The sequence below is a fragment of the Tabrizicola sp. genome (assembly GCF_051645465.1).
In the GTDB taxonomy this organism is placed as follows: Bacteria; Pseudomonadota; Alphaproteobacteria; order Rhodobacterales; family Rhodobacteraceae; genus Tabrizicola.
In genome coordinates, this window is sequence record NZ_JBOFBI010000381.1 from 1 (window position 1) to 7788 (window position 7788).

Annotated in this window: 9 protein-coding genes; 4 read left to right on the plus strand and 5 right to left on the minus strand. The window is 67.1% G+C overall.

Annotation, left to right across the window (positions count from 1 at the left end; translation table 11 throughout):
• The first annotated feature begins 57 nt into the window (after window positions 1-57).
• Entirely contained in the window at window positions 58-666 is a 609-nt protein-coding gene (locus ACRCSW_RS23285; RefSeq protein ID WP_438708035.1) for a 50S ribosomal protein L25/general stress protein Ctc, read from the plus strand.
• Window positions 667-774: 108 nt separating this feature from the next.
• Here ACRCSW_RS23285 and ACRCSW_RS23290 read toward each other — a convergent pair whose 3' ends face one another.
• Window positions 775-1365, minus strand: a complete 591-nt coding sequence (locus ACRCSW_RS23290) for a TetR/AcrR family transcriptional regulator (RefSeq protein ID WP_438708036.1) — start codon at window positions 1363-1365, stop codon at window positions 775-777.
• 73 nt (window positions 1366-1438) lie between these two features.
• On the opposite strand from ACRCSW_RS23290, the gene ACRCSW_RS23295 reads away from it, so the two are divergent.
• Window positions 1439-2026 (plus strand): NAD(P)H-dependent oxidoreductase, encoded by a 588-nt coding sequence (locus tag ACRCSW_RS23295; protein WP_438708037.1) that lies wholly within the window; start codon window positions 1439-1441, stop codon window positions 2024-2026.
• Here ACRCSW_RS23295 and ACRCSW_RS23300 read toward each other — a convergent pair.
• Window positions 2003-2695 carry an FkbM family methyltransferase gene (locus tag ACRCSW_RS23300; protein WP_438708038.1) on the minus strand — a complete coding sequence of 231 codons (693 nt, stop codon included), beginning with the start codon at window positions 2693-2695 and terminating at the stop codon, window positions 2003-2005. The genes ACRCSW_RS23295 and ACRCSW_RS23300 overlap by 24 nt on opposite strands.
• A 77-nt stretch (window positions 2696-2772) precedes the next feature.
• On the opposite strand from ACRCSW_RS23300, the gene pth reads away from it, so the two are divergent.
• Both pth and ACRCSW_RS23310 read left to right on the plus strand, forming a co-directional pair.
• Window positions 2773-3462: an aminoacyl-tRNA hydrolase gene (gene pth, locus ACRCSW_RS23305; RefSeq protein ID WP_438708039.1), complete on the plus strand. Its 690-nt coding sequence runs from the start codon at window positions 2773-2775 to the stop codon at window positions 3460-3462.
• The gene (locus ACRCSW_RS23310; RefSeq protein WP_438708040.1) at window positions 3459-4496 is read left to right on the plus strand and encodes a DUF2332 domain-containing protein; all 1038 of its coding nucleotides are present in this window, start codon (window positions 3459-3461) and stop codon (window positions 4494-4496) included. Before pth ends, ACRCSW_RS23310 begins: the two co-directional genes overlap by 4 nt.
• 137 nt (window positions 4497-4633) lie before the next feature.
• Here the strand turns inward: ACRCSW_RS23310 and ACRCSW_RS23315 are convergent, their stop codons facing one another.
• The 3 genes from ACRCSW_RS23315 to ACRCSW_RS23325 are packed head-to-tail and all read right to left on the minus strand — an operon-like array spanning window position 4634 to window position 7469.
• On the minus strand, window positions 4634-5617 hold the full coding sequence (locus ACRCSW_RS23315) for a YcjF family protein (protein WP_438708041.1): 984 nt from the start codon (window positions 5615-5617) through the stop codon (window positions 4634-4636).
• Window positions 5614-6057: a GNAT family N-acetyltransferase gene (locus ACRCSW_RS23320; RefSeq protein ID WP_438708042.1), complete on the minus strand. Its 444-nt coding sequence runs from the start codon at window positions 6055-6057 to the stop codon at window positions 5614-5616. Before ACRCSW_RS23320 ends, ACRCSW_RS23315 begins: the two co-directional genes overlap by 4 nt.
• Window positions 6054-7469: a YcjX family protein gene (locus ACRCSW_RS23325; RefSeq protein WP_438708043.1), complete on the minus strand. Its 1416-nt coding sequence runs from the start codon at window positions 7467-7469 to the stop codon at window positions 6054-6056. The genes ACRCSW_RS23320 and ACRCSW_RS23325 overlap by 4 nt, the downstream gene beginning before the upstream one ends.
• Window positions 7470-7788: the final 319 nt, after the last annotated feature.

The following is a 7788-nucleotide window of genomic DNA, read 5'->3' on the forward strand; positions in this document are numbered from 1 at the left end:
GCCCCCGGTCGCGCCACGCACCCTTGGAGGGTGGCGGACTTACATTGGAGAGAACCTATGGCACGCGAGATCGCTGATCTTCTGGCCGAGGTACGGACGGGGACAGGCAAGGGGGCCGCCCGTCAAGCCCGTCGTGAGGGCACCGTACCTGGCATCATCTACGGCGACGGGGTAGCACCCCAGCCGATCAAGATGAAATACAACTACCTCCTGACCAAGCTGCGGCAGGGTCGTTTCCTGCAGACGCTCTTCAACCTCAAGGTCGAAGGGCAGCCTGACGTCCACGTCATCTGCCGTGGCGTCCAGCGCGATGTGGTCAAGGACCTGCCGACGCATGTCGACTTCATGCGCATCCACGATGAAAGCCGGATCGAGCTGTTCATCCACGTCGACTTCATCAACCACGAAGCCAGCCCCGGCCTGAAGCGCGGTGGTGCGCTGACCGTGGTCCGCTCGGAGGTCGAGCTTGAAGTGACTGCTGGCGACATCCCCGATCACATCACGGTCGATCTGACCGGCAAGGTCATCGGCGACGTCATCCACATCAACGATGTGGTGCTGCCGGAAGGCGCAAAGCCCACGATCGCACGGAACTTCGTGATCGCCAACATCGCGGCTCCGTCGGGCCTGGTGGTGGAAGAGACCACCGAAGAAGCCACCGCCTGAGACACCGGACCATGAACCCGCGCGGGGGGCCTTCGGGTCCCCCGTTGCATTTCAGAGCAGCCCGATCACCCTGATTTTTCGCAGAAAAATCGTGCTTCGAGGCCAGCCTCAAACCCGAGGCCAGATCAGCGCCTCCGCCATCCGGTGCAACAGCGCCTCGGCCCGCGCCCGCACCGCCGCCCGATCCCCCTGCGCCCTGCACTGCGCCGACGCCGCGGCGTGGAAGATCAACGCCATCAGCCCCTCGGCCAGCACTTCGGGTGCCGCCCGCTGGGCCACCACTCCCCGCGCCTGCATTGCTCCGATCCCCTCAGCCAGCCGCTCGATCACACCGCAGACCATCAGATCCATGCCCAGCCCCACTCCAGCAGGCCCGCTGAACCGCGCAATCAGCGCGACGGTATCGGCGTCGGCAGCGAACCGGAGGAAGACCTGATCGAGCAGCGCCTTCAGCGAAGCAGCATCGCTCGGGGCCGCAAGCCCGGCGAGGTCCGCAGTCAGACTTTCGGCCAGCAGTACTGCCAGGAAATGGTCGCGATCCGGGAAATGCGCGAAGAACGTCCCCTTCGCCGTTCCCGCCCGCGCAACAACCTCCTCGGTCCGCAACCCCGCCATCCCCGAGGTGCCCACGATCTCCCGCCCCGCTGCCAGCAGCCGGTCGCGCGTCGCAATGGTTCGGGCCTGCACTTTCCGCGTCATCCGACCCTCGGAAGAAATATTGACTACAGTCATTTTATATGAATACTGACTATAGTCAATTTATGGAGCCCCCATGTCCCGCCGCATCCTTATCGCCAATCTTCATCCTGCCAGACTGTCACTCAGCGCCGCCCTCGCGCAAGCCTATGCCGACGGCGCCACCGCCGCGGGCCATGAAGTACGCCACGCCACCCTCTCCGAAATGGCCTTCAACCCCGACTTCGGCCAGTCCGGCTACCGCAACGCCCCGGCGCTGGAACCCGACCTCGAAGGCTTTCGTGCCGATCTGACCTGGGCCGAGCACCTCGTCCTTGTCTCGCCCATGTGGTGGGGCGGCCTGCCGGCCAAAGCCAAGGGGCTCTTCGACCGCGCCTTCCTGCCCGGCTATGCCTTCGACCCGCGCCAACGCCGCATGGGCCTGCCGAAACCGCTGCTGGCCGGACGGACCGGGCGGCTGATCCTGACCTCGGACACGCCAGCTTGGGCGTTCTGGCTGATGTATCGGAGTGCCCTCAAGCATCAGGTGCAAAAGCAGATCCTGAGCTACGTTGGCATTCGCCCGAACGGATTGACGCATTTCTCGCCCGTTCAGCAAAGCACGAACGAAATCCGCCAGGACTGGATCAGGTCAGCACAATCACTCGGCGCCCGCGCCGCCTAAGTCGCGCCGGAAGACCAGTGTTGCAGCCTTCGCCCCCTTCGGTTCGTCCTGAAACCCCTGCGCGGCCAGCGCCGTCCTGATCCGCGCCACCCCCGCGTCGCCATAGACCTGCGGATGCGTCTCGACCACGATCAGCCGCACGCCGGGCAGGGGCTGCACCAGCACGTCAAGCTCTGCGCCCTCGATGTCACAACAGATCACCGTCGGCCTCACCTTCGCCAGCAGCCGAGCAATGGGCCGCGCCGGAACAAGGATCACTTCGGCATTCTCCGGCCAACCCTCCGGCCCGCGCAAAGCGCTCGCCCAGAAGGCCGGGCGCTGGCCAAACTCCACCTCACCGCCCGTCGCCTCCCCGACGACCGCCCCACGGATCACCCTCACCCCTTTGAACCCATTCGCCGCCAGATTCTTCCGCGCCAGCGCAATCGTCTCCGGCCCCGCCTCAACCCCCGTAACTGCGTCCTCACCCAGAACCCCCGCAGCCAGCGCACACAGAAACCCGATCCCCGCCCCAAGGTCCAGGAACCGGTCCCCCGGCACCAGATGCGCCAGCAGTGCGTCCGCCTCATGGTTCTCGTACCGCCCGGCGGTCAGCGACCGCTGCAGATTGCCGCGCAGTGCGGAATTGGGCAAGTAAAGCGTCAGGCCGCGAAGAGTGAAGCTGCGCATCAGGGATTGGCTCAATTGTCGGGCGGCCTGTCTGACGCTATACCCCAGCGAAGCGTCCAGCAACAGGAGCAGCGCCCGTGAAACTCTGGGTCGGCCTCGGCAACCCCGGGCAGAAATACGCAGGCAACCGGCACAACATAGGCTTCATGGCCGTTGACCGGATTGCCTCCGACCATGGCTTCACGCCCTGGCGCAAGGCCTTTCAGGGCCTCGTCTCCGAAGGCCGCCTCGGCGCCGAAAAGGTTGCCCTTCTGAAGCCCGAGACCTTCATGAACCTCTCCGGCCAGTCGGTGCAGGCCGCTCTGGCGTTCTGGAAACTGCCCCTGACCGACGTGACCGTGTTCCACGACGAGCTCGACCTCGCCCCCGGAAAGCTGCGGCTGAAGCAGGGCGGCGGACATGCAGGCCACAACGGCCTCCGCTCGATCCACGGCCACCTGGGCGACGACTACGCCCGCATCCGCCTTGGCATCGGTCATCCCGGCCACAAGGATGCGGTTGCGGCCTATGTCCTCCACGACTTCGCCAAGGCCGATCAGGACTGGCTCGAAGACCTCCTCCGCGGCATTTCCGAAGGTGCCCCGGCGCTGGCCGAAGGCGACGGGCAAAAGTTCATGAACGCCGTCAGCCTGCGCACCGCACCACCCCGGTCTTCAACCACAAGGGACAAGCCCGAAGCCCCCACGCCCCCGACACCCACCCCAACCGCAGTCGTAGCCGAGGACAAGCGAAGCCCGATGCAAAAGCTCCTGGACAAGTTCCGATGAGCCAGGTCCGCGAGGCCTTTCGTTATCAGGCCCTGGCCTGTGAAAGCCTCGGATCGCCCTTGATGGCCCGGCTTATGGCCGGCCTGGCCGAGCGGCTTCAGCCTGGCGATCCTGTTTCGGATCAGGTCCTCGGCTGGCCAGGCGATCCGTTTCCGCGCGCTGACAGCCTGCCCCTCCGGCTGGCAGGCGGCCTCCACGCACTGGTTATCTCCGGGGCCGATCCGGTCTTTGCCCAAGCCTACAGCGTTTCCGGCGCAGATCCGACGGAAGTGGCCCTGGAAACCATTCGACGACATCCCGCCTTCCTTCTCGACTGGCTCAAATCCCCACCCCAGACCAACGAGGTCCGCCGCTCCGCCGTCCTCATCGCCGCCGCGCAGTGGCTGACCGCACGCTTCGGACTGCCGCTCATCCTCTCCGAACTCGGCGCCAGCGCGGGCCTCAGTCTCCTCTGGGATCACTACGGCCTTGAGGCAGACGGCCACACCTTCGGCCCGAAAAATCCCACCCTGACCCTCACCCCCGACTGGACCGGCCCCCTGCCACCAGAAGCCGCCCCCAGAGTGATCGACCGGGCGGGCGTAGACCTCAACCCCCTCGACCCCGTGGCCGACCGCCTCAGACTCCTCGCCTATCTCTGGCCCGACCAGCCCGACCGCATCGCCCGCACCCGCGCTGCCCTCGACCTTGCCGCCGAGGTGCGCCCCGAGGTCGACCGGGGCGATGCCGCCGCCTGGCTGGAGACGCGACTCGCAACCCGCCACGAAGGCGCCCTGCACCTCGTCTTCCACACCGTCGCCTGGCAGTACTTCCCGCCCGAAACCCAGACCCGTGCCCTGGCCGCGATGACGTCTGCGGGGGAACACGCCTCGCCCAACGCCCCGCTCGCAAGACTGTCGATGGAGGCCGACAACCAGAACCCAGGCGCCGCCCTCACCCTGACCCTATGGCCAGAAGGCGAGACGATCCCCCTAGGCCGCGCCGATTTCCATGGCCGCTGGGTCGACTGGCAAGCCCCGCAACACACCCCATAACACCTTTCATCTTTGCCCAAATATCCCCGCCGGAGGCATACCCGAGCCTCTGCGCGTTCTTCACGCGCAGAGGCGAGACAAAGAGTCTTCGCGCGTCAGCGCTCAATCTGAAAACCGCCCCAACCCGCGATACGGCCCTACCCCCGCGACACCAGCCCCGTCAGCGCACGCGACACCAGCGACGACACCGCCGGGCGCTCCAGCGCGACAAACGGCATCGGCCGACAAAGCTCCATCGCCGCCAGCCCAACCCGAGCCGTCAGCGCCCCGTTCACCACCCCTTCGCCGAACCGCCGCGAGAGCTTCGACAGCACCCCGCCACCCGCGACCGATCCGATCATGTCATCCGTCAGCGCCAAGGCCCCCGCCGCGATCAGCGACCCGAACACCCGACGCAGCAGCCCGAGGCTCCCGAAACTCCCAGACCTTCCGCCATAGATCTCGGCGATCCGCCGGATCATCCGCAGATTGGCCACCAGCGCCGTCGCCACATCCGCCAGCGCCAGCGGTACCAGCGCCGTGACCATCGCCACCTGCCGGGCCGAGCTTTCGATCACCAGCCGCGCCTCGGCATCCAGCGTCGTCAGAAGCTCCCGCTCTGCCAGCGCGAGCAACGCATCAGCATCCATCACCTCCGCCTCGCGCTCCGCCAGACGAGCACGCCCCCAGGCCGTATCCCCCCGCGCCGCGTAAAGCCGCGTCAGGTCCGCAACCACGCTCCGGGCCGCCGGAAGGTCAACTTCAGAACGGGCCGCCTCAGCCCGGGTCCGAAGGCCATCAAGGCGGCGCAGACGGATGAAGGCGGCCCATTCCCGCAACGCCAGCACCAACCCAGCCACCACCGCCAAGGCGACCAGCGCAAAGGCCAGCCACCCGAGGATCAGGTTCCGCGCCAGAAGCCCCGCGACAAAGTCATAGGCCGCTACCGAAATCGCGAAGGTGAAAAGCGCGCCAAAAGCCCACAGCGCAAAGCGGGTCAGCGCCGATCCCTTCCGTTGCGAAAGCGCCGCCACCGCCTGCATCGCCTGACCCTCGGGCAAGGCATCGGGCACCGCAGGGGCCATCGACGGGTCGGCCGCTTCGTCGATCTCCTGCAGAAACGGCTTTGGCGGGCGGCTCATGGCGCCTTCCTCCAGATCAGCCGAAGGTCCGGCAAACCCTCGTCATTGCGGCCATCGGTCCGCTCGACCTCGCGAAAGCCTTCGCGCAGATAGAAGGCGACAGCCCCCCTGTTGGCTTGGAAGGCCCAAAGCTCGACCGTCGGTTCGACCGCCTTCACCTCGTCCAGGAGTGCCTTGCCGACGCCCAGCCCGCGCGCCTCAGGTGCAAGGTAAAGCGCCGCTATATGGCCCGCCTTGCGCGCAAGGAAACCCATCGGCCCAGTGCCGCCCCGCGCCACCCGAACCACGTGGCTCTCAATCAGCCCGCTGAGGAACCCCACATCCTCCTCCCGGCTGTGCAGGACCGGCATCCATCCCGTCTCGCGCACCCAGTCGCCCAGGATCAGCGCCAGCGGTCCCGCATCGCCGGGCGACGCATCCGTGATCCCCCAGCCCGTCACAACTGATCCCCGATCAGAAACTCCACCGCACGGTCCAGCCGGATATGCGGCGGGCCTTCGCCGGGCTTAAGGCTCAGCCGCGCGGGCGCGAAGCCCATCAGGCTGTAGTCCGCATCCAGCCACTTCTCCGCCCCCTCCCGCGCCGGCGACAGAACCCGCGCCGGGTCCGACGGCAGCGCGCCCGGATACATCAGCGCAGGTTTCCCCGTCGACAGAAGCGTCCCCCGCACTGCCGGAAGCACCACGCCATCGCGGGTCACGCTCTCCTCGACCGTCGTGCGCAAACTGGCCAGCGACATCGCCGCCGTCGCAGCCCCCGAGAAATCGGCCCGCGACTTCGCCTCGGCCAGAAGCGCCGCCGCGATCGCCGTCAGCGCCGGGTGCTGTTCGTGATGCAGATGGTCAGCCTTGGTCGCCGCGAACAGGATCCGCTCAACCCGCCTGCCCCCGAACAGCGCCGAAAGCCAGGAGTTCCGACCGGGACGAAACGCCGACAGCACCTCCGCCATCGTCCGCCGCAGGTCCTCGACCGCGCCCGGCCCCTGGTGGATCGCCCCCAGCACATCGACCAGCACGACCTGCCGGTCGATCTTGGCAAAATGATCGCGGAAGAACGGACGGACAACCCGGGATTTGTACGCCTCATACCGCCGCTCCATCTCGCGCCAAAGGCTCGCCCGCGGGGTCAGCGCAGGCTTCGGCAGCGGCGCGAAGGTCAGGACGGGCGAGCCCGCAAGATCGCCCGGCAACAGGAACCGGCCCGGCGTCACATCGACCCGACCAAGATCACGGGCCGCCGCAAGATAGGCGGTGAAGCTCTCCGCCAAAGCCCGCGCCTTGGCTTCCTCCAGCCGCAAGGCCCCATCCTCGGCCCGCGCCAGCGCACGAAAGGCGGCAGCCTCCCGGCGCTTCTCCAGCCTCACCAGCGTGGCCTCCGACCACTGCTCGTAGCTCTGATCCAGCAGCGCCAGGTCCAGAATCCACTCGCCCGGATAGTCCACGATGTCGAGATGCAGCGTATGCGGCCCCCGCCAGGACGAGAAAAACCCACCCGGCTGCACCCGGAACGACAGCCTCAGCTCCGAGATCGACCGCGTCGACGCAGGCCACCGCGGCTGATCACCGGTCATCGCCGCAAGATGCGTCTCATAGTCGAAACGTGGCAGCGTCACATCCGGCTGCGGCTGCAGATAGACCCCCAGAATCCGCCCTTCCGCCGCCGCCTTCAGCTGCGGCATCCGGCCCCGGTTCAGAAGGTTCGCGACCAGCCCGGTCAGGAAAACCGTCTTGCCCGCACGCGAAAGACCCGTCACACCAAGCCGCAGCGTCGTATCGAAGAAGGTCTCGCCAAGCGTCGCCCCGGCCCCCTCGATCCCGCGAGCTATCCCGTCCGTCAGCCCGGAAAATGCCACTGCCGCCCCTCGTATCCGCCGCGGGCAAGATAGGCAGGGGGCCGCGGGATTGATAGGGGGCAGGCTGCGGTGGGCGGAATTGCCGACCTCCCAGCGTTGATCAAGGGGAACAGCCGCAAAGGACGGGCGCCTCCCCTCCCCCAACGTGGGGAGGGGATGGGGGTGGGGGGCTTTGGCCGGAGAGTTTCGGGCACCGCGTGGCATCAACCGCTCCCCCCCGATCCCACCATCCGATAAAGGCCCGCTCACCGCGATCCAGCGTGATGCATTCACAAATCCCGGCACCCGCGTTAGGGATGCCCCATGCCCCGCTATGCCC

What these genes read in the sequence shown, in the direction of transcription:
- ACRCSW_RS23290 (WP_438708036.1), bottom strand. Translation starts at nt 1,365, where the DNA reads ATGACGCGGAAAGTGCAGGCCCGAACCATTGCGACGCGCGACCGGCTG.
- ACRCSW_RS23315 (WP_438708041.1), bottom strand. Translation starts at nt 5,617, where the DNA reads ATGAGCCGCCCGCCAAAGCCGTTTCTGCAGGAGATCGACGAAGCGGCC.
- ACRCSW_RS23300 (WP_438708038.1), bottom strand. Translation starts at nt 2,695, where the DNA reads ATGCGCAGCTTCACTCTTCGCGGCCTGACGCTTTACTTGCCCAATTCC.
- ACRCSW_RS23295 (WP_438708037.1), top strand. Translation starts at nt 1,439, where the DNA reads ATGTCCCGCCGCATCCTTATCGCCAATCTTCATCCTGCCAGACTGTCA.
- ACRCSW_RS23285 (WP_438708035.1), top strand. Translation starts at nt 58, where the DNA reads ATGGCACGCGAGATCGCTGATCTTCTGGCCGAGGTACGGACGGGGACA.
- ACRCSW_RS23310 (WP_438708040.1), top strand. Translation starts at nt 3,459, where the DNA reads ATGAGCCAGGTCCGCGAGGCCTTTCGTTATCAGGCCCTGGCCTGTGAA.